Annotated in this window: 9 protein-coding genes; 7 read left to right on the top strand and 2 right to left on the bottom strand. The window is 59.3% G+C overall.

Annotated features, from left to right (window positions below):
* Positions 1-118: 118 nt before the first annotated feature.
* The 7 genes from M2103_RS02725 to M2103_RS02755 all read left to right on the top strand — a co-directional run bounded on the left by M2103_RS02725 (position 119) and on the right by M2103_RS02755 (position 16,828).
* Positions 119-5,155: a polysaccharide lyase family protein gene (locus M2103_RS02725; protein ID WP_277508583.1), complete on the top strand. Its 5,037-nt coding sequence runs from the start codon at positions 119-121 to the stop codon at positions 5,153-5,155.
* A gap of 44 nt (positions 5,156-5,199) precedes the next feature.
* Complete coding sequence (locus M2103_RS02730) at positions 5,200-6,282, top strand: zinc-binding dehydrogenase (RefSeq protein WP_277508584.1); 1,083 nt, start codon at positions 5,200-5,202, stop codon at positions 6,280-6,282.
* A 45-nt stretch (positions 6,283-6,327) separates the two neighbouring features.
* Positions 6,328-10,437: an InlB B-repeat-containing protein gene (locus tag M2103_RS02735; RefSeq protein ID WP_277508585.1), complete on the top strand. Its 4,110-nt coding sequence runs from the start codon at positions 6,328-6,330 to the stop codon at positions 10,435-10,437.
* Between the two features lie 96 nt (positions 10,438-10,533).
* A complete protein-coding gene (gene fucU / locus M2103_RS02740) occupies positions 10,534-10,968 on the top strand; it encodes an L-fucose mutarotase (protein WP_277508586.1) in 435 nt (144 codons plus the stop codon).
* Between the two features lie 16 nt (positions 10,969-10,984).
* A complete protein-coding gene (locus M2103_RS02745) occupies positions 10,985-12,022 on the top strand; it encodes an aldo/keto reductase (RefSeq protein ID WP_277508587.1) in 1,038 nt (345 codons plus the stop codon).
* A gap of 43 nt (positions 12,023-12,065) precedes the next feature.
* Positions 12,066-13,409 carry an L-fucose:H+ symporter permease gene (gene fucP / locus M2103_RS02750; protein WP_277508588.1) on the top strand — a complete coding sequence of 448 codons (1,344 nt, stop codon included), beginning with the start codon at positions 12,066-12,068 and terminating at the stop codon, positions 13,407-13,409.
* Between the two features lie 23 nt (positions 13,410-13,432).
* Complete coding sequence (locus M2103_RS02755; RefSeq protein WP_277508589.1) at positions 13,433-16,828, top strand: DUF4450 domain-containing protein; 3,396 nt, start codon at positions 13,433-13,435, stop codon at positions 16,826-16,828.
* Between the two features lie 31 nt (positions 16,829-16,859).
* Here M2103_RS02755 and M2103_RS02760 read toward each other — a convergent pair whose 3' ends face one another.
* Both M2103_RS02760 and M2103_RS02765 read right to left on the bottom strand, forming a co-directional pair.
* The gene (locus M2103_RS02760) at positions 16,860-17,735 is read right to left on the bottom strand and encodes an AAA family ATPase (RefSeq protein ID WP_277508591.1); all 876 of its coding nucleotides are present in this window, start codon (positions 17,733-17,735) and stop codon (positions 16,860-16,862) included.
* A 12-nt stretch (positions 17,736-17,747) separates the two neighbouring features.
* Complete coding sequence (locus tag M2103_RS02765; protein ID WP_277508593.1) at positions 17,748-19,232, bottom strand: type IV secretion system DNA-binding domain-containing protein; 1,485 nt, start codon at positions 19,230-19,232, stop codon at positions 17,748-17,750.
* Positions 19,233-19,307: the final 75 nt, after the last annotated feature.

The following is a 19,307-nucleotide window of genomic DNA, read 5'->3' on the forward strand; positions in this document are numbered from 1 at the left end:
AAGCTACGTCTAGGGACGCGCCTCCCAGCCCATGCTGTAAAAATCCCCCATCTGGGTGATAGCCGCGTTACCTTGTTTTTGTTATTCTTGGGGCGTTATCCCGACCGCTTTCCGAGACATGAAACACGATTTACTCACACCCCCGCGCGCCTTTGTGAATTTTTTTGGCTTTTTGGTTGCCACACTATGCGCAAGCCTCGCTCTGACGGCCAATGATCCGGGCGGCGGCGTAGCCGGCGCAGGCGCGGATGTCACGTTGAGCGTGCAAGGGAACAATGTGATTCTTTCCAACGGCATCATCACCGCGACCATTAACACAGCCAACGCCAGGGTTGTGTCGTATCTCTTTGAGGGCACTGAAATGCTGGATACCTCAAATGGATACATATATTACAGCATGAGCGGCGGGGACTCGTATGAAACCCCGTCCAACTGTGTTTATACTGTCACCGCAAATACGCCCGACATGATTGATATTTCGTGCAAGGTCGTTTATGCGAACAACACCAGCCGCAAACACGCCTTTGATATTGATTGCCATTATGTTCTCCGTCGTGGAGACACGGGATTATACGGCTATGTGACGCTGTCGCATCCGGCGAGTTATCCGGCCACGAGCGTGGGGGAATGGCGCATGGTTTGGAAACTGCCTTACACATCGACCGACTGGATATTCGAGCGCATTTACGCGGATGAAAACCGCAACGGCTTCTGGGGCACGCGCACGGACTACCTCAACGCGCAATCAACTAGCATCGAAGAAATCATCAAACTGACCACGGGCGAGCGCGCAGGCGAATACGACTGCAAATACCAATACGCGCTCGAATACCAAACCGCCGGTTGCTGGGGTCATGCCAGTAATATAAACAAAAAGGGCGCGTGGTTTGTGTTGGGCGGATACGATTATCTTAACGACGGTCCCATAAAGAACGATCTCGCCGTTGCTGAGGCAAACCAGCTCCTGCACTTTGGACGAAATCATTACAACGCATCCGAAACCGTCGTCGCCGCCGGCGAGGAATGGTCGAAAATATACGGACCATTTTTGCTCTACTGCAACTCCACCTCAGCGACCGAAAACGCGGGAGACGCGCTTTGGGCCGACGCCAAGGCGCAAGTGCGGGCGGAAATCGACGCGTGGCCCTACGACTGGCTGGCGATCGCCGAGTATCCAGCGAAAGTCCAGCGCGGCGACGTGACAGGGAAAATCATAATCACTGACACGCTCAAGCCCGCGCTCGCCGCCGGAACAAACACATGGGTCGGTCTCTCGCAACCCGATGCGGGCGGCAACTGGCAGTTCGAATCGAAACGCTATCAGACTTGGGTGCATCCTGATGAAAATGGAAACTTTATAATCCCCGCCGTCCGCCCCGGTAATTACACGCTCAGCGTGTTCACCGACGGTGCGGTGGGGGAATATGCTCACCCGCAGCAAGTCACCGTGACCGCCGGCGGAATAAACGACCTCGGCGACATCACTTGGAATGTCACGCATCCCGGCGAGCGCATTGTGTGGGAGATCGGCATTCCGAACCGCCGCATTGATGAATTTCGCCACGGCGATGACTACTGGAAATCGTTTTTGTGGGAGCAATTTCACAAGGAGCTACCGAACCCGCTCGAATATATTGTCGGCGAAAGCGACTGGCGCACCGACTGGAATTATGCGCACTCCGGCTATCTTGTTGACGGCGTCTGGTCGCAATGGAAATGGCGCATCCGCTTCAATCTCGACAGCCTCCCCGTCAGCGGCAACGCCACGCTCACGCTCGCGTTCGCCGGCATAGATCGCGGCAATGTTCAGGTTTATGTTAATCAGGAAAGCTCGCATGTCGCCGAGGTGGCTCCCGCCGCGACCGGAGGCGGCAATGGCGGCAACGCGCTCGCCCGTCTCGGCAATCACGCGAAATACAGCCTGGCGTATGTCACGATTCCGGTCTCGGCGCTTCGAATCGGAGCAAACACAATCACACTGGTTCAACGCTCGACCGGATCAGCCCAGAATCATGTCATGTATGACTATATAAGTCTGGAAATGCCCGCTAGTGTCACACCCTTGCCGCCGGGTCGCGAATTGTTGTGGCGCGGAGGAAATGCCTCAAATGCCTTCGACAACGTCACGCAAAATTTCATGGACGCCGACAATCTCCCTGTGACGTTTTCCGACGGTGACAGCGTAACATTTGACGACACAGGCTCGAACTCGCCCGCAATAGGCAAGGCCGGCACGCTCATGCCGGCCAGTATTATATTTGATACAACAAAAGACCACACCATCGAAGGCGGCGGCTTGTTCAGCGGACCGATGACATTGCAAAAAAGGGGAAACAGTCGTTTGATATTAAGCAGTGGAAACACTTATTATGGCGGCACCCAAATCGACGGCGGAATTATACAGGCGGGGACGGCGGACAACGCCGGAGTCGGTTGGGGCGCGATTACATTCGGCAGCGGCACCTTGCAGTTGCATGGATACAATAGCAGCCAGGGCACGACCTACGGAGAATTTACCAATACGATTACAGTGCCGGAGGGAAAATCCGGCGCTTTGTTATGTCCGCCCCGCATGGCCGGCGCCGGCGTGAGCGGCCCGTTGACCGGCAGCGGCACTTTGACCGTGGTGGTCGATTATGTGCGCGGACTTTTCAGCGGGGACTGGTCGTTGTTTTCCGGACAAATCAATGTTACCATCAGGCCCGGCAGGACGGATGAATCCCAATTTCGCATCTCCAACGATTTTGGCTACGGCAGGGCATCCCTTGACCTTGGCCCGTATGTCATCGCGCAAAACATCCAGGCCGGCGATGACTATACAATCGAGATTGGCGCGCTTTCCGGAGCCGCCGCCGCGCGCATTCAAGGCGGTCCGACCTCCGGAAAGGTGACAACGTGGCAAGTCGGTGCAAAAGGCGCCGACACAACCTACGCGGGCTCCATCGAAAATCTCACAGGCCCGAGCGCGCTCACTAAGGTCGGCGTCGGCGCGCTCACGCTCACCGGTGCCAGCACCTACACGGGTGCGACAAGTATTAACGCCGGCACACTCGTAATCAACGGCGCGCTGGGCGTTACCAGTGTCACCGTAAACGCGGGCGCGACCCTCGCGGGCACCGGCACAATCGGGGGGAGCGCCCAGGTGGGAAACGGGGCGATTTTGCAACTCCCCTCGACAGCGGGCGACGGACTGATCATCAACGGCGCGGTTACTCTTTCCGGCACAATCACCGTCGCGCCCGCCAACAACACCCCCCTGGGCGCGGGTGTTTATAATATATTAAAAGCAACGGGAGAAATTAATAATACCGCCGAGTTTATATGGAGCGGACAAGTCGCCACGGAACTAATCGCCACTGTCACTGCGGACGGAAACACCCTGAAACTAACACTCTCCGAAGCGCCGCCCTTACCGCTCGCGCCAGTCATTTCGAGTTCGCTTTCCGCAAACGCCATGGTGGGGCAGCCGTTCAGTTACACCATAGTGGCGATAAATTCGCCCGCGAGTTTTGCCGCATCCAACCTGCCATCATGGTTAAGCATTAACGGAAACAAAATCACCGGCACGCCGACCGTCGAGGGAACGGTTAATGTTGAGATTTCCGCAACCAATGCCGGCGGCACCGACACGAAGACCCTGGTCATCACAACCATCGGAAAACCCGTGATCACCAACGCCCCGCACACCTCCGGCATGATTGGAGAGGCATTCTCGCTCGCAGTAAACGCAACCGGCGGCTCGATCACATCCTACGCGGCCACCGGCCTCCCCGGCGGACTTTCCATCAACACAAACACTGGTGAGATCAGCGGCACTCCGACCGCAACCGGCACGTTTAACATCACGCTCACCGTCATCAATGCCGCGGGCACGACAACTTTTCAGCTCACGCTTACGATAAATCCCAAGACCGCGCTCACTACGCTCGTGGGGATGGAGGCCGGTTTCGATGCTCCATGCTCCGCCGCCGCCGATGCCGCTGGCAACCTCTACATTGCCGACACCGGCAACAACGTCATCCACAAAATCGCACCAGGTGGAACAGTCTCGATCCTCGCCACCGGATTTAACGCACCTTCCGCCATCGTCATCGACTCCGCGGGCGCAACGCTCTACGTCGCCGATACGGGCAACAACGCCATCAAGAAAATCGACATCACCACCCGCGCGGTCGGCACACTCGCCCTCACCGGCGCCGGCGCGACACTCGACGCCCCACACGGACTCGCCCTTGACGCTTCCGGCAACCTTTACGTTGCCGACACCGGCGGCAACACCGTGCGAAAAATCGATGTTTCAACCGGTGCCTCCACCATCATTGCAAACACATCCGCCGGCTTGAACATGCCGATGGGACTCGCGCTCAACGCCGCCGACACCGCGCTCTACCTCGCCGACACTGGCAACAGCGTCATCCGTCGCATCACGCTCGCGAGCGGCCTCGTTGAAACAATTGCCGGTTCCGCCACCGAGACGAATTCCGCCGACGGCGACGCGCTCGCCGAAGCGCGCTTCAACACCCCGCAAGCCCTCGCGCTCGACACCACGGGCAACCTCTACATCGCCGATACTGGCAACCACACCATCCGCAAAATCGACGCCGCCACGAACATCGTCACCACGATTGCCGGAACTGCGGGAACAAACGGCGCGCAAGACGGTATCGGCATGCAAAGCACACTCACCGCACCTGCGGGCATCGCCATCGACGCGGACGAAGAAATTTACGTGCTCGACACCGGCAGTCACATTGTGCGCGTCCTGCAAGTCGGCCCCATCATCACGACTTCGCCGATCGGCCAAACCGTTAGTGCCGGAACCGACATCACGCTAAAAGCCGAGGCTTCCGGTGCGCCCGCGCCCGATTATCAGTGGTATAAAAACAACACCCCCGTCGCGAGCGCGACCAATGACACGCTTGTCTTCACTTCGGCGCAAAGCGCCGACACCGGCAGCTATCACGCCGTTGCCATAAATCCGCTGGGGTCCGCTAGCAGCGGCACCGCCGCGCTCACCGTAACCGCCACGACCGGCGGCACCACCGCACCAAATCCCGCCCCCGAAGGCGACGGGGGCGGGGGCGGCGCGCCCAGTCTGTGGCACGCGCTTTCACTCGCCCTGCTCGTCGCGCTGCGCCGCGCGCGCAAATCCTGAACGGTCCAACATACCCGAAAATCGTTTTCCATCCGCAACAACCCATGATCTCAATCACCCTGCCCGAAGAGATGTCCGCCGCGACGCTGCCCGGCAACAGCACCGCCAAGCTTGAGGCGCGCCGCGTCCCGCAACCCGGCCACGGCGAAGTCCTCATCCGCATGAAGTGCTCCACCATCTGCGGCTCCGACATCCGCTGCATTTATCACGAGCACCTCGGCAAGGGCCCCGAGGGTTATCAGGACGGCATGATCGCCGGACACGAACCTTGCGGCCAGATTATCAAAACCGGCCCCGGCTGCCGTCGCTTTCGCGAAGGCGACCGCGTGATCGTGTATCACATTTCCGGTTGCGGTGTGTGCAACGACTGCCGGCGCGGTTACATGATTTCGTGCACCAGCGAGAAATTCCGCCGCGCCTACGGATGGCAGCGCGACGGCGGCATGGCCGACTACCTGCTCGCCGAGGAAAAGGATCTCGTCCATCTGCCCGACTCGCTCAGTTATGCCGATGGCGCGCAAGTCGCGTGCGGTTTTGGCACCGTTTACGAAGGCCTCGAAAAAATCGGCATCAGCGGAAACGACGCCGTGCTCATCACCGGACTCGGCCCCGTGGGGCTCGCCGCCGGCGCGCTCTGCCGCAAACTTGGCGCGCGCAAAATCATCGGTATCGACGTGATCGACGAGCGCCTGAAAATTGCGCGCGACCTCGGCCTATGCGACGAAGTGTTGCGCTCCGGCCCCGACAATGTCGATGAAGTCCGCACGCTCACCGGCGGCAACGGCGTCGAGCGCGCCGTCGAGTGCTCGGCCAACGCAAGCGCGCGCAACACCGCGCTGCGCGCCACGCGCAAATGGGGCCGCATGGTCATGATTGGCGAGGGCGGCAAACTGGAAATGAATCCCTCGCCCGACATGATTCACGACCAGAAAACGCTCCACGGCTCATGGGTCACCTCGATCTGGAAAATGGAGGAGCTTGTCGAGCGCCTCGTGCATTGGAACCTGCATCCCGCCGAGTTGATCACGCACCGTTTCCCTCTTGAAAAAGTCAACGACGCCTACGCGCTCATGGCCTCCGGTCGCTGCGGCAAAGTCGCCGTCTGCTTCGACGAGGAACTGAAATAAAACACGAATCCATTTCCCAAAAACAACCAACCACCACGCTCCATCATGATAAAAGGCACCTCCCCCATAAACTGTCTCAAACGCCTCGCCGCGCTCGTCGTCACTGCCGGCGCGTTCCTCTTGCTCGCCGCCACCGCCAGCGCGGCTTCCGTCTCCTCGATCACCCGTTACAGCCCCGCCACCGAGACGACCACATCCGCCGCTGTCGTATTCAAGGTCACCTTTTCGGAAGCTTTCGCTGGTGCCGATGCCGCCGACTTTGAGGCAATCGTCGATGCCGGCGTCACGGGCGCCGCCGTCACCGGTGTTCGCACCGACACTGACGATCCGACGCTTCTCTATGTCACCATCTCCGGTCTTTCCCTCGAAAGCGCAGGGGCCGTCGGTCTGAAAGTCTCCGACGCAGCCACTATCAGCGACTCCGGCGGCAATCCCATCCCCGGCGGTTACGATTCCGGCGAAACCTACACTCGCGCTGCCGCCACCGCGCCCGCATTTGAAAGCGGCACTCGCAATACCACCGCCACCTGGCTCGGCACCGTAAGCAACGACTACAACCTTCCGGCAAATTGGGCGGACGGGATTGTTCCCGGCTCCGGCCACCGCGTCCGCATCGATCCTTCGCTTCCCGCCACACCGGCAGTCAACATTGATCTGACAAACTCCGGCGACGACACTGTTTCGCACAAGATCGGAGGTTTCGCCGCCACGACCACCACCGGCTCCACCACGCTCACGCTCTCAAGCACCGGCTCTGGATTACTACAGCTAGAACTCGACGCCGGCGCGTTCTTCAGCCTCAACGGCAACAACAACGACAAACAGTGGACGCTCATCCTCAACAGAAACACCTTTGTCAACGCCACTGGTTCATACGGAAATTATCCCAATCGCGCCAATGCCTTCTGGGGTGCCAAGGTTGTCGTCAAAACAGGAGCCCAAGTTGCCACAAATATTTCCGGAGCGACTTTCAGCACGCTGCACAGCGAGGAAGGCTCTTACGTGGCATGGGGCAACACCATGGCCTACCTCAGCTATTCGTCCGTCATTTCCGGAACACTCTATTCTCCGCGCGTTGACGGTGCCAGTGCGATTCGCATCGGCGAGCTTGAGACCGATCTCATCACCCTCACTGAAACCGGAATCGTTAATTATGATTATCCGGCCACCTACACCGAAATCAATCGCGGCACTTTCCTCGTCAACGGCACCCACAACGGCAGCATTCGCACCATCAATGGTCGCGTTGGCATAATCAGTGGCACCGGCGCCATAAACGGCAGCATTCTCGTCAACGGTTCCGGCTATGTTGCGGCGGGCGAACAAACTTCCGGCGGCACGCTCACCGTTTCCAGCTCCGGCACCGTGGCATCCTCGGGCGGCCTTACCGCCAACTTTTTCGAGGACGGATCGCACGGCATGCTCAAGGTCAACGGAACACTCACCATCGGCGGAGCGGCGCTCCTCAAGCTCGCAATTGGTGGAAATGATTCCAGTGCAACCGCAGTTCCCGGACGCTACAAGATCGCCACGGCCACCAGCATCTCAGGCGCTTTCCCAAACCCCGCGCTCACCGCGCTCGGCGCAGGCGTCAACACCACGCTCGAAACCGGCGCCGACCCGGACACCGGCGGTCAGGCCATCTGGATAAACATCGTCGATCCGAGCGGCGAAACTCCCCCCTCTCTCTCGTGGGCTGCCGATGCCGGCGACCAATCCGCGCAGGCCGGCGAAACCGCCACCTTCACCGTGAACGCCGCCGGCACCGGCCCGTTCACCTACATTTGGAAAAAGAACGATGAAACCATTTCCGGTGCCACTAACGCCAGCTACACCACGCCCGCGCTCACCGCTGCCGACGACGGCGCTGTTTACACCGTGTATGTAAAGGGAGCCGCCTATCAGCGCGTCTCGCTCGATGCCACGCTTGCCATCGTTGCCGCGCCCGGCTTCGCCACCGACGGCGACCTCCCCGCCGACACCATCGCCTACGACACCGATATTAACCTCTCCGTCTCCGTCACCGGCAATCCCGCGCCATCATTGCAATGGCAAATTTCAACCGATAGTGGCGGCACGTGGAGCGACATTTCCGGCGAAACCTCCGCCACGCTCGCTCTCACCGGCCTCAGCTATCTCGACACCGGCAATCAATATCGCGTGAAGCTCAACAACGGCGTCGGCGGCGACATCGACGGCAATGTCTTCTCCACCGTCACCACGCTCACCGTCAACGCCGGCCCGCGCCCCGCTCTCTCGGTGTCTCCCGACACTGCGCAAAATGTCACGCGTGCCGCCGGCTCGGTTTCATTCTCCATCACCAACACCGGGGATGCCGGCTCCTCTCTCGACTGGCAGGCCGTGCTCACCGACGTTCCCGACTGGGCGCGCATCAGCACCGCCACCAGCGGAACCAACATCGGCTACGTCACCGTCGAATACGATCTCAACCCGCACGGCACCCTCACCGAGCGTTCCACCACGCTTCGCGTCGCAAGCGCCGGCGCGACAGGCAGCCCGGTCAATATTCAAATCACGCAAGCGGCGAATCCGTTTGTTGTTATCCAAGTCGCATTCGACGTTGGCGAGGAAGGCTCCGTATCCCCCGCCACGAAAGACATCACCCGCGAATTGCCCTACGGCGCTTTGCCCGTTCCGGCGAAACCCGGTTGCACCTTCGCAGGCTGGTTCACCGGTCCCGACGCCACCGGCGACGAAATCACGCAGACAACCATCGTGCCGGACATCAATAATCATACCCTCTACGCCGCCTGGGTAGAAATTCCCGTGTCCGCCCCCTCCATCGCGAACAACTACCTCCCAGAGCAAACAGTCACCCTTGGCCGCACATTTACCATCACCGCCTCCGCCACCGGATCGCCCGCGCCCACCTACCGCTGGCAAATCTCCACCGACGGCGGCTCGAACTGGAGCGATCTCTCCCCGGCCAACTCCAACTACTCGGGCGTGACCACGGGCACGCTCAACATCGCGCGCGTCAACGCCGGCATGAACGGCTACCTCTTCCGTTACCGCGCCATCAACGACAACGGCACCACCTACAGCAACCCCGTCAAACTCGTCATCGCCGAGGCCATTTTCTCCGGCCCATCCGATCTCGCTTTTGACAGCACCGGCGCGCTCTACGTCGCCGACACGCCCTCCAACATCATCCGCCGCATCGACACCTCAGGCTCCGCCACCATCTTCGCGGGCGCTTCCACCACCGGCGAACTGCTCGACGGCACAGGCACAGCGGCCCGTTTCAACGCGCCCGCGGCTATCGTCTTCAACGCCGCCGGTGAACTCCTCGTTGCTGACAAGGACAACGGGGCAATCCGCAAAATTACCGCCGACGCCCAAGTCACCACCTATGCCAGCGGCCTCGGAAAACCCGTCGCGCTCGCCATCGACTCAGCCGGCGTGCTTTACGTTGCCGATTCCACCAACCACACCATCAGCACTGTGGACACCGCTGGCACCGTCACCATTTTCGCCGGAGTTTCCGGCAACTCCGGTGGCGCAGTCGGTGCCGGCACCGACGCGCTCTTCAACGCACCCGCCGGCGTTGTTGTTGATGACGACGGTTATCTCTTTGTCGCCGACACCGGCAATCACACACTCCGCACACCCGACTCGCTCGGCGCGTTCCTGCACTACGCGGGCACACCCGGCATCTCCGGCTCCGCCGATGGCGACGCGCCTGTCGCGCTTCTCAACAACCCGCGCGGCCTCGCCACCGACACCGCCGGCAACATCTACTTCGCCGACACCGGCAACCACACCATCCGCGTCCTAGCCGTCGATGGAGAAATCATCACCCTCGCCGGCACGCCCGGCTCCTCCGGCCTGCGCGACGGTTCCGCCGTCAACGCGCTGTTCAACTCTCCACAATCCGTCGCGCTCTCTCCCGAAGGCACGCTCCTCGTGGCGGACACCGGCAACGCTGTCATTCGCGAAATCATCTTCACCACCGGCGACTTTGCATCCGCCGAAGTCACCACGGTGGACGCCACAACCGGGGCAACCATTGGTGGCGGCACCAACCCTGGCAACTCTGGCAGTGGCGGCGGTGGCGGTGGCGGCGGCGCGCTCAGTTGGTGGCATATACTTTCGCTCGCACTGCTCGTCGCGATGCGGCGTGTTCGCAAGTAATAGGGTTAATAATAGAGGGTCACACGCGCGCCCGCCGACGGCAACGACGCTGGGCGCGCGCTATGTTTTCTATTTTTTCAAACAATCACCATTATCATGCTCAAAGGAATCTCCCCGCTCATCAGTCCCGAACTGCTCGCCGTGCTCTCGCGCATGGGGCACGGTGACGAAATTGTCCTCGCCGACGCACACTTCCCCGGCGAGTCGTTTAACAATCGCGTGCTCCGCGCCGACGGCTTGCGCATTCCCTCGCTCCTCGACGGCATCCTGCCGCTCTTCGGCATCGACACCTATGTGCCCGATCCGCTCGTGATGATGGCTGCATCGCCCGGCGACTCGCTCGACCCCGCTGTCGAGGCGTCCTATCTCGTGCCCATCAAAAAACACGCGCCCGACGCGCCCGCGATTACGCGCATCGACCGCTTCGCGTTTTATGAACGCACGCGCTCCGCCTACGCCGTGCTCATGACCGGCGAGACTGCCAAATATGGCAACATCATCCTCAAAAAAGGCGTCACGCCAATCGCGTGATTTTCCCCTCTTCATCATGATTGATTTTAACCCGCACGCACCCGACGCCATCGCGCCCTCACTTGTCCCGCAACGCACGCTCGCCACCGGCGCGCTCATGCCCGCAATCGGCATGGGCACCTTTGGCTCCGACCACGTCACGCCCGACGAAGTCGCCGCCGCGGTCCTTACCGCCGCCGAGGTCGGCTATCGCCATTTCGATTGCGCTTCGGTTTACGGAAACGAGGCGCAGATCGGCGCCATTTTCAAACGTATCCTTTCACCGGATACAGGCATCAAGCGCGCCGATCTGTGGATCACCTCGAAACTCTGGAACGACAAACACGCTGAGGCCGACGTCATCCCGTCGTTCGAAAAATCGCTCTCCGATCTCGGCCTCGATTACCTCGATCTTTACCTCGTTCACTGGCCGTTTCCCAATTTCCACCCGCCCGGCTGCGATGTCGATTCGCGCAGCCCCGACGCGCGCCCCTATATTCACGAAAACTTCATGCGCACATGGCGGCAGTTGGAGACATTGCATGACCGCGGACTCGTTCGGCACATCGGCACCTCCAACACCACCGTTCCAAAATTAAAACTCCTTCTGAGGGACGCACGCGTTCGTCCCGCGGTCAACGAAATGGAACTACATCCACACTTCCAGCAGTTCGAACTTTTTGATTATGTGCGTTCGCAAAACATCGTTCCGATAGGCTATTGCCCGCTCGGTTCACCTGGGCGTCCCGAGCGCGACCGCACGTCCGAGGACACGTCCCCACTCGAAGATCCCGTCATCCAGCGCATCGCCGCCGCGCACAACGTTCACCCCGCCGCCATCTGCTTAAAATGGGCCGTGCAACGTGGACAGACACCGATTCCCTTCTCAACCAAGCGACGCAACATACTTGCCAATCTCGCCGCAATCACGGCTGATCCGCTCAGCGACGAGGAAATGCGCGACATCGTCACCATCGACCGCAACTGCCGTCTCATCAAAGGCCAGGTTTTCCTATGGAAGGACAATCAGGACTGGCGAGACCTCTGGGACGAGGACGGCGTGATCAAACAATAAGCAATCCGCGCGACTATTCACCGACCGCTTAAACATTTATTCTATGCCACAACCCGAAACGCCCCCGCACGCCACCCGCCAGCCCGTGATTCCGCCGGGCATGATCGTCACGTTCGTTCTCGTCACCTCGCTGTTCGCGCTCTGGGGATTCGCCAACGACATCACCAACCCCATGGTGGCCGCCTTCAAAAACGTCCTCCTCATTTCGAATTTTCAAAGCGCCTGGGTGCAGGCCGCATTTTACGGCGGCTATTGTTTCATGGCGATTCCCGCGGCGCTTTTCATCCGGCGCTTCAGTTACAAAAAAGGCATCGTCACCGGGCTGTTCCTGTATTCGGCGGGATGCTTCCTGTTTGTGCCGGCGGGAAACATGATGGCGTTCGGCGCGTTTCTCGCCGCGTATTTTATCATGACGTGCGGGCTGGCGTTTCTTGAGACGACGGCCAATCCCTACATCCTCTCGCTCGGCTCCGAGGAGACGGCGACGCGCCGGCTGAATTTTGCGCAGGCGTTTAATCCCATAGGCTCGCTCACGGGCATGCTCGTGGCGCGCAATTTCATCCTCGCAAAACTCGACCAAACCCCGGAGGCCGGGCGCCGCGTGCTCGCGGAAACCGATCCGGCGGCGTTCGCGGCGATGCAGAAAAACGACCTCGGCGTGATTGTCGGCCCCTACCTGATGCTGGGCGTCGTCGTGCTTGTTGTCTTTGTCGTCTTCCTGCTCGCCAGGCTGCCCGAGGGCGTTTCGCACGAGCCCTCCGGCAAAAACGGCGAGGCGAGATCGACGGCGCTGGGCGCGACCCTGCGCCGGCTTTTCACCAACCCGTGCTACCTGCTCGGCGTGCTCGCGCAGGCGTTCTACGTCGGCGTGCAGATCATGGTGTGGACCTTCATCATCCAATACGCCGAAAACGAACTCGGCATGCGCAAGGACGTCGCGCAGGGCTACAACATGGTCGCGATGGGCATTTTTGTGACGAGTCGCTTCGTCTGCACATACCTGCTGAAATACATTCGCCCCGCGCAATTGCTGCTGCTGCTCGCGATCGGCGGCGGCGTGTTCACCTGCGGCGCGATCTTCATCAAGGGCATGACGGGGCTGTATTGCCTGGTGGCGGTCTCGGCGTGCATGTCGCTCATGTTCCCGACGATCTACGGCATCGCGTTGAAAGGACTCGGCGACGATGCGAAGCTCGCGTCAGCCGGCCTGATCGTCGCAATCGGCGGCGGTTGCGTGATGCCGCCGTTGCAAGGCCTGATCATCGACAAGGGCCACTGGTTCGGCGAGGCGCTCTCCTCGACGCGCGTGTCGTTTGTCCTTCCGCTGCTCTGCTTCGCGGCAATCGCCGCCTACGCGCTCTTCGTCAAAAAACACAGGCCGCAGTGAAGCCACAAAACACTTTCAATATCATGACAAGAACAACCCGCTACTTTGCCGTTATCACTGGTGCATTCATCCTCGCCATCGCGCCCGTCGCCATGGACGCGCAAGTTGTCACCGGCCCGAAAAAGCTTTTCCCAAATCTCAAGAGCAACATTGAACGTCCGCTCCGCTACACGCCCGACGGACAGGATTTTGTCATCGAAAACGGCGGCGAGTTTTTCAACCGCCCCCTCTACGGCAGCAACACCGCCTTCCGCGTCGATGCCGGCGACATGCCCGAGTTCGCCCTCTACCTTCCCGGGCGCGGCGGCAATCTCCGTTTCGGCATCCGCACCGTCAGCGGCAAAGCCAAGTGGCTCCACGAAACCGCGAGCATAACGGCTCGTTACCGTCCCGGTGAAATGCTCTACGAAATCCGCGACCCGCTTCTGGGTAACAACGCTGTGCTTCACGTCCGCGCCATCGCGCTCCACCAAACTGACGGCCTCATCGTCCGTGTCGATGCGGACAATCTTCTCCCTTCCGAAAGCATCGAACTCCTCGCCACCTACGGCGGGGCAAACGGACAACGCGGCAGGCGCGACGGCGACATTGGCACCGAAGCCGTGCCCATTGGCGAATATTTCCAACTTTCCCCCGAAGCTTGCCGCGACAACCGCTATGAAATCGACGCCGCGCGCGCCCGCTTCACAATGCGCTCCGTCGCGACCAACGCCACGCTAACAGGCCAATTTCCCGCCGCCGCCAAACTCGCTGTCGCGGATGCTTTCGCATACGGCAATGGCACGGGTTGCCAACCCGTGGGGTTGGAAAGCTCCGCCCCCATCCTCATTTCTGCCACACCGCTGGGCGCAAACACTTCCCTTTATTTCTGCATCCAGCGCATCAATGACCAAGACGCCGGACGTGCCACTGCCAGTGACTTGGCTGAATATCAAAACGTCACCACGCATGACCGCCTCGACGCGAAACCCGCGTCCGTTGCGATCCCGCTCGCGCCCCCTTTTACATCGGACGAGCTTCCTCAAATCTTCGACGATACTGCGCAACACTTTGCCACACTCCGCAACCAAATCGCCGTAGATACGCCCGATCCGTTTATCAACGCTTCTGTAGCCGCCCTCAATGTCGCCACCGATGCCACTTGGGACGAGCAACTTGGCGCGGTCATGCATGGTGCTATTGCGTGGCGCACGAGACTCCTCGGGTGGCGTGGTCCCTATTCGATGGATGCTCTTGGCTGGCACGATCGCGCACGCCGGCATCTCGCGTATTGGGCCACGCGTCAAAATACCGGACAAATCCCCGACAAGCTCCCGCCTCCCGACGAAGACGCCAACCTCGCCCGCAGCGAAACCGCGCTTCATTCCAACGGCGACATGTCCAACTCCCACTACGATATGAACACCGTCTATATCGATGCTCTTTTCAGGCACATTCTTTGGACGGGCGACCTCGATTTCGCGAAACAAGTGTGGCCCGTCATCGAGCGTCACCTCGCATGGGAATACCGCCTCTTCCGTCGCGAGTTTGGTCCCGAAAAACTTCCACTCTACGAATCCTACGCGCAAATCTGGGCAAGCGACGACCTGCAATACAACGGAGGCGGCACCACCCACGGCACCGCATACGTTTATTATCACAACAAACAGGCCGCACGATTGGCGCACGCACTCGGCGGAACCGACAAGGCTACCGCCTACGAAAAGGAGGCCGCGCTCATCGCCCGCGCCGCGGAAAAATATCTTTGGCTTCCTGAACAAGGCATGTTCGCCGAATACCGCGACCTCCTTGGTAACCAACTCGCGCATCCCAGTGCGGCGCTGTGGAGCTTTTATCATGCGATGGACTGCGGCCTTTTCACACCTGAACAAGCCCGCTCCGCCGTGCGCTATGCCAACACGCACTATCACGCAATTCCCGTGCGCGGGCCTGGTGTGCCTGAGGACGAAGACTACCAAGTTCTCCCGACCACCGACTGGATGCCCTACAGTTGGTCAATAAACAATGTCGTCATGGGCGAAAACATCCATACCGCGCACGCCTTCTGGAAGGCGGATCGTCCCGAGTATGCGTTTCGCCTCACAAAGAGCGCACTTCTAGCCAGCATGTTCATGGGCATCTGTCCCGGCAACGTCGGCACGCTCAATTATCTCGATGTCTATCGCCGGGAATCACAACGCGACTTCTCCGACGGTGGCGGTGTGACTGCGCGTGCCATTGTCGAGGGACTATTCGGCATCCAACCCGATGCGCTCGCAAAGACGCTCACCATCACACCCGGCTGGCCTGCGAAGTGGACACACGCCGCGCTCCGTCATCCCACCGTATCTGTCTCATTTGAGTGTGCTGCCGACACTGACACCTACATCGTCACACAAAATTTTTCCACGCCTCAAACGCTGCGGCTTCAGCTACTCCCGCGTGGGGGTGTTCCAGATGTGACTATCAACGGGAACCCCGCGCCCGCGCCGCGCTGCATTGACACGCTCACTGGTGTTCGCCTCGAAATAGAAATTCCCGATTCCATCGCTGCCACGCGCGCCGAAATCACCATCAATTGGCCGGTGACTAAAGGTGACCCCCGCGCATTCGTCGCATATCCTGCTTGGAGCACTGACCGCAGTGTTTCCGACAAGAAGGCTAAGCCAATCGCGGAGCCCTTTGACTGGCACAAGTCTCTTCCCAAAAAGACAAAATTCACAAATGTGCCGCTCGCGCCGTATTTTAACGACAGTGTTACGCAAATCTTCAAAAATGAATACCGCTCACCCCGCTCGCCGCATGTCTCGCTTGCGATGCCAATACAAGGCATTGGTGCGTGGGCCGGCCACGTTCACGCCACCGCCGAAATTGATGACATCGGTTTGCGCGCGCTCGCCGCGAAAAACAACAACCTCATCCGCATGCCCAACGGCGTGACCTTCGCAACACCCGGCGATAAAACGGCTCACAATATCCTCTACACTGCAATCTGGAACAATTACCCAACACAAGCAGTCATCCCGATTGAAGGCCGCGCGCGCCATGCGTATTTTCTTATGGCCGGATCGACCTACTGGATGCAATCACGCATCGACAATGCCGAACTCATCGTCACTTACGCCGACGGCACAACGGCGCGCCTCGCGCTCCGCAACCCCGACACTTGGTGGCCTATCGATCAAGACTTGTTCTATGATGACTACCAATTTCACTGTGCCACACCGCCGCTTGCGCGCATCGATCTGAAAACAGGCAATATCCGCATCCATGACAAGGAAACCGTCAAAGGCACAGGCCGCCGCATCCCCGGCGGCGCGGCGACCGTGTTGCATCTTCCTCTCGATCCAGACAAGGAACTCCGTTCGCTCACCCTTCGAACTCTGGCCAACGAAGTGGTCACTGGTCTTATGTCCGTGACACTCGAGCGTCCAAATTAAAAATATGCCAGATCCAAGATGCCTGCAGTTATTAGACGAATATATCCAACACCGAGGAAGTAACACGATCTTGCAAAAAACGCTCGACCGCTCCGCGCATGGGGCGCGCTCCGAGGGTTTTGTGAACGCCTTCGCGCAGGATTGCCTCGATGTCGTCGGGCGTGACTGCCAACTCATGCCCGAGTTTTTGCAGGCGTGCCAATTCCTTGGCGATCATGGTTTCGCAAATTTCGCGCTGAATTTCGAAGCTCAATCTTGCGAACACGATTTTCTCTGTCATGCGCCCGACCAGTTCGGGGCGAAGTTGCTGACCGACCCTCGCAAGCACCGTGCGTTCGATTGACGCAAATGGCGCAGACTGCATCCGCATTGCCTCCGACGCGCCGATATTCGAGGTGAACACCACATAAAAACTTGAAAGATTTTTTCGTTCGCCGGTGGCAAGCGTGATGTTCGCCTCATCGAGGATTTGCAGGAACAAATCGAGCACGAGTGGATGCGCTTTTTCTACTTCGTCAAAGAGCAGCGTGCCACAATCCTCTTTCGCCAGTGCGCGGCCAAGTAAGCCGATGTCGCCGACTTTTTCGCCGATTAGTTTTTCGACCGACGATTGGTTTTGGTATTCCGACATGTCGAAGCGAATCGGCTTCGCCCCGTCGAAAAGATACCCCGTGAACGCATTTGTGATTTCCGTTTTCCCCACGCCGGTCGGCCCGACAAACAGAAACGAACCTTTCGGACGTCCTGGATGCGCGAGGCCGAGTTCGCCACGTCGCAACACCGACTCGACGCGTCTGATGACATGCGATTGTCCCTTGATATGCTTGTGCAGATGCGCGCCGAGATTGCGAAGTTGTTCTCGGCGCTCCTGAAACCATCCTGTGTCATTTTCCAGATTTATAGTCATTCAAAAATCTCCTTATCGAAACCACCCGCTTACACGCCCATCGGCTTCGCGCGGCGGCAGCGTAACCCTCCGAAACCCCATTTCGCAATGCTGCACGACCGCCTGAAACTTCCGCAGCCGCCGAAACTCATGAGGCTCGATGTAATACTTTTCTTCCTCGGAAACCGATGTGGTGCGCTTGCCCGCCGAATAACCATAGGTGCGCTTCCTGTATTTCTTTTTGCCGAGCGTGTCGGCGGCGATTTTGGCCGACTCCTCATCGGCGGCCTTGAACATGACGCGGTTCGCCATGTTCGCTATAAAAACCTTCGCCTTCTTCTCGTCGCCAATCGGCGGGATGAGCGACGTGTAGGATTGCGTCGCGGCCACGACCGTCGCCTTCGCCTCGCGCATCACGTCCACGACATTGTAATCGCTCGTGCCGTCGTGGTTCGCCGTGACGATTTTCTGCGCTTCGTCCGCCCACAGGACGAGCAGGTTGTCGCCCGCGCGCGCCTTTGACGGACGATCAAAGCGCAACAGCACATGCGAATAAAACGCGAGCTTGAGCAGTGTGTGAATATATCTCCGTTCCGTTTTGAAACGCTGCGGAATCGAAATACAAATCACCTTTCCACGGTCGATATCCGAAAACGAAAGCGTCGATTTTTTCGGACAAAACACCCTCGCGATGTCCGGCGGTGTGAAGTGCTTTAGCCGATTCGCGAGCGTGCCACGCACGCCGCCCAACTGCTCTGCGGGCTGGCTGGCGATTTGCGTGTGGTAATGATCCATCAACTCGCGCGACTCCGGTGTGTTTCTGTCATCCAGCATGTCGATGATGTCCTGCATCTCGTCATCCGATGAGAGCAGATCATAGGCATTGTTAAGAGTGACGTCCATGCCGGCGCACGCCAGCGCTTGAAACGCAAACCCCATCTGTATTTCCGCCTGCGTTTTGAAAAACGACTGGTCTCCATCCTGCCCGAGCGAGGACGCCACATCGCACACATCCTTCGCCTTCGCAGAGTAGGGCAGCCGCGCATCGTCCAGATAATTAAACGTGTGCGGTGGCTCCCAATCGGCGGGTGCGCCGTCTGGTCGCACTTGCAACAAAATCAAATCCTCCTCGCGTCCCAAATGCCGAAACATTGCCGAGAGCGTTTCCCAATAAAGCCCCTTGTCGTCGATGCAGATGCCGCCCCAATTCGGACAATTTTTCGAGACCTGCCAGAGCATCGCGTTGATTGCCGAGAGCGTTTTGCCGCTGCCTGTTTCACCGGTGACAAGCCACCCGCGACAAAAATCATTCAGCGACCACGAGAAACCGCCCAGCGTCAAAATCGGTTTCGCGCGCAAACGTCCGGGCCGCGCACTCACGCCGCACGCCACTTGCCAGATTGCAAACACGCCAAACACCGCCGACATTGCCCATGTTGCGCTTGGCGACATGCCGATGCGATGCACGGCAAGCGCGCAACCGAGGCTCACAACAGCGAGGATAAAATGACTCGACATGAATCAAACAATGATGCCCAAAATCGTAATTCCCGGCTTGGATATTTGGCTCATTTTCAGGGACGAACGGCCCAT

This window comes from Ereboglobus sp. PH5-5 (assembly GCF_029504805.1).
Taxonomy (GTDB): Bacteria; Verrucomicrobiota; Verrucomicrobiia; order Opitutales; family Opitutaceae; genus Ereboglobus.